Genomic DNA, 3,451 nt, shown 5'->3' with positions numbered 1-3,451 from the left:
GCCCGTTCCTCATCTCATCGACGCACCCGCGCCAAGAACCTCATGACCCACAACACCTAGGGCTACAGGACAGTCTTCCTTCTGGCCGGGTGGAGCTGTACGTGTGTCGCGAGTGCGGCGACCTGGGCTGTGGGGCGCTGACGGTCAACATCGAACGATCCGGGTCAGTGGTGCGATGGAGCGAGTTCGGATGGGATGACAGCCTCAGCGATGAGCCGTACGACGCCATCGGGGACCCCTTGGAATTCACCTTCCAATCGACGTCCTATGACGAGACACTCCGCGCCGTGGGGGAGCGGCTGCTCGCGAGGCAACGTCCGCCAGCTCCGACCGGGCATCGGTGGCGGCGTGACCCAGGCTTCGTTGCGATCGATCTGTGACGCCTATTTCCAACGCAATGAGGTCGAATGGAGATTCAATTTGTAGAAGAGCTGGTCAGAGCTGTTGGGCGCGAGCTGGTCGGGCGGCATGGGGGAGTGTTCGCGTCAACAACTGGCCTCGCGCTTGGGTTGGGGCATGACGCCGGACTCCGGGGTGCGGAAGATCTGCCCTGTCGCGGGGAGACCCTCGACCGTCTCTGCGACAGGTTTCTTCGGAGCCCAGTGGGGATCGGGATCCGGCTCGATCGTGAGCGGGGACCACCGGAACGGCAGGCCGGCGGCCATGGCCGCTTGGGGCCGGTCCATCAGCTGGAAGTGGAGATGGGGTTCGCTGGTATTCCCGGTGTTCCCGACCGCTCCCAGGACATCGCCGGCCCGGACTTTCTGCCCGACGCACACGGCTGCAGATCCGTGCTTGAGGTGGGCGTACATGCTGAACGTGCCGTCGCTATGGTCGAGGATCACGTGATTGCCGATGATGGAGCGGTGCCCGGCCAACTCTCGACCGAAGGCCTCGAGCGACATCATAAAGATCAGGCCGGGCCAGGTGTTCCGGGCGCGATGGTCACGCTTGCCGTCATGGGCAGCGATCACGGTGCCGGAGCCCGCTGCCAGGACAGGCTCCCCGAAGCTTGGCAACTCCTGGGGCTCGGCCTGTCTCCATTGCCAGCCGGGGGCGCTTTCGCGGGGAGAGTCTGATGCCTGCAGGATGTCGACTGCGAATGCCTGACCGAGCGTGCGAACGCCGTGGCTGGGGACCTTCGTCGCCGGGCTGTTGATGGCGACCCAGCGGCCCGTCACGGGAGCATGCATGGTCTGGGGAGACTCGTCGTCTGCACGTGGAGAAGGGACTGCGATCGCCAGGCCCAGCGGCGCGAACACGAGCCACACGGGGACCTCGATGATGAAGCTCAGCGCCACGAGCAGGACGAAGGCTCGAAGGAGCCAGGGGGAAGCCGCCTTGAGCGTGCGCATCATCGGCGCGCCCCCAGAAGGGTGGTGAGCAGGGGGACGACTCGTTCGGCCGGCACCGTGTGTTTGCCCCCGGAGCCCGGCCTCAACCACCCGGCCGAGGTGAGGGCGCGAAGGTGGTGATAGACCTGCCCGGTCGACCCCATGGACTCCAGTTCTGCAAGTTCGCGTGCGGTGCTGTTCTCCCCGGTGAGCACCTCTTTGAGGATGCGCAGGCGGATGGGGTGCGCCAGTGCGTCCAGCACAGCAGTGACCGTGTCCCACTCGTCGGAAAGGAGCTCGTCGGCGTGCGCTCCGATCTGCCAGGAGACGGGGCCGCTGCCCGGAAGCTCGACGGAGCCCACGAGCATGACGGTGCCGCCCTCGCTGTCATCCTCGTACTGCTTCAGGCCGCGAAGGGCCCAGAGGTGATCTTGTGTGCTTGGTGAACTGCCTTGCGCGCCGTTCGTATTTCCAGTGTCACCAGCGGCGGGGGTGGCGTGTGCCTCGACCGCGACCATCCGCTTCTCGAGTGCAGCTACTCGACTGGCCAGCGAGTCAGGTGCGTCCAATGTCGTCATGGATACATAGTTCCAGAATTACGGAATACTGTAAAAGCGCACTACGGACCTGCCGCGGGGGCGAGTAGGCGACCTCTGGGTGACGGATTTCGGTGGAGTCCGCTGCAACGTGCGAAGGTCCCTCTGCGCCCCAGGGCGGGCATGAAGGGCGAGGACGTTCTCGTAGGCAGTGCTTGACCGGGATTTCGCTCCCGCGCATTGCTGGCCTGGGTCATGGCGGTGATCCACAGGGGGTCTGTCGGGTCGGCCTTGCGGGCGGCGGGGGAACTCGTGAAGAGCTGCGAACCGCGATCATCACCTGGATCGAGCGGACCTACCGACGCCGCCGGCGGGCCCGCCTGGGTCGGTTGGCCCATCGAGTACGAGCCCCTCATGAACCCGAGCCTCAACCTAGTGGCCGATGTAAGAGGGCATGACGTTATTGGCAGGGGCCGGGACGCGTGAGGCCGGGGGATGATCGCCACAGGCGGTATGGGGCCGATGAAGCGCCCTGGGTTTCGTTCCGAGGTCAGGGCACCGCGGGCGCGGTCACCTCGAGGTCAGTGTAAGCAGCCTCGACCTCGACCGGGGTCCGGTACCCCAGTCGTTCGTGGAGCCGAGCCGTGTTCCACCAGTGGACCCAGTCCAACGTCGCGATCTCCACCGCAGTAGCCGAGGGCCAGACGCGCTTGGAGTAGATGATCTCGGTCTTATAGAGACCATTGACCGTTTCTGCCAGGGCATTGTCATAAGAATCCCCGACCGTACCGACCGAAGCAGTCACACCTGCAGCAATCAGCGCATCCGAGTAGGCCAGCGACACATATTGAGACCCTCGATCCGAGTGATGCGTCAAGCCAGAAGAATCCCGACGGGCACCAGTCGTCAATAATGCCTGTTCCAGAGCCAGAAGCGGCAGGCGATCTGTGTGCAGCGTTGAAGCGACCGACCAGCCGACGATCTTGCCGGTGCAGACATCCGTGATGAATGCGGCATAGCAGAATCCCGACACGAGACGCACATAAGTGATGTCGGCGACCCAGAGCTCATGCGGAGCCGCGGCCGTGAAGTCGCGCTGGACCAGGTCCGGGCGATGATCATCTGCCTGGGCTGGACGGGTGGTGTTGGGCTTGCGGCCCCGGCGGACCCCGTGCAGCCCGGCGCTACGCATCAAACGAGCGACCTGATCGCGGCCCAGGTCCCAGCCTGCTCGGCGCATCGCATGCCACATCTTCCGCGCCCCGTAGACACCATAGTTCTGCGCATGGACGCGCTGTATTTCCAGGATCAAAGATTGATCACGCAGAGCACGAGCTGAGGCCGGTCGAGTCTTCGCAGCCCGGTAGGCCCGGGAGGTGATGAACCCACATTCTGTTTCGCGCATGACGCGGCAGATGGCCTCGACCCCGAAATCGTCGCGGTTCATGTCGATGAACCGGATCATCTCGTCGTGGGGCGGTCGAGTTCCGCTGCGAAAAAAGCCGAGGCCTTTTTCAGGATCGGCGGATTCAAGCGGTCAGCGCAACATCTCCTGTGAGATGGGACAGTCACTGACCACAG

Annotated in this window: 3 protein-coding genes, 2 pseudogenes and 1 other annotated feature; of the genes and pseudogenes, 2 read left to right on the top strand and 3 right to left on the bottom strand. The window is 64.3% G+C overall.

Annotated features, from left to right (window positions below):
• The coding region (locus FSY66_RS12705) for a hypothetical protein (protein ID WP_222115542.1) at positions 1–380 on the top strand (380 nt) is incomplete at its 5' end.
• 105 nt (positions 381–485) lie between these two features.
• Here FSY66_RS12705 and FSY66_RS12340 read toward each other — a convergent pair.
• Positions 486–1,358, bottom strand: a complete 873-nt coding sequence (locus tag FSY66_RS12340; protein ID WP_144795373.1) for a M23 family metallopeptidase — start codon at positions 1,356–1,358, stop codon at positions 486–488.
• Positions 1,355–1,912, bottom strand: coding sequence for a winged helix-turn-helix domain-containing protein (locus FSY66_RS12335; RefSeq protein ID WP_186304571.1), 558 nt, complete (start codon positions 1,910–1,912; stop codon positions 1,355–1,357). Before FSY66_RS12335 ends, FSY66_RS12340 begins: the two co-directional genes overlap by 4 nt.
• 266 nt (positions 1,913–2,178) lie before the next feature.
• Here FSY66_RS12335 and FSY66_RS13170 point away from each other — a divergent pair.
• Positions 2,179–2,293: pseudogene (locus FSY66_RS13170) on the top strand (IS3 family transposase); the annotation flags it as partial.
• A gap of 127 nt (positions 2,294–2,420) precedes the next feature.
• Here the strand turns inward: FSY66_RS13170 and FSY66_RS12330 are convergent.
• A pseudogene (locus FSY66_RS12330) lies at positions 2,421–3,371 on the bottom strand (IS3 family transposase); the annotation flags it as partial.
• Positions 3,278–3,374 (bottom strand) — a sequence feature (AL1L pseudoknot). (Overlaps the previous pseudogene by 94 nt.)
• Between the last annotated feature and the right edge of the window lie 77 nt (positions 3,375–3,451).

The sequence above is a fragment of the Kocuria palustris genome, from assembly GCF_007666205.1.
Lineage (GTDB): Bacteria > Actinomycetota > Actinomycetes > Actinomycetales > Micrococcaceae > Kocuria > Kocuria palustris_A.
This window is presented reverse-complemented; position numbering and strand designations above follow the sequence as displayed.

Bases quoted from the DNA above. Each gene is read 5' to 3' on its own strand.
- FSY66_RS12340 (WP_144795373.1), bottom strand. From the start codon at position 1,358: ATGATGCGCACGCTCAAGGCGGCTTCCCCCTGGCTCCTTCGAGCCTTC.
- FSY66_RS12335 (WP_186304571.1), bottom strand. From the start codon at position 1,912: ATGACGACATTGGACGCACCTGACTCGCTGGCCAGTCGAGTAGCTGCA.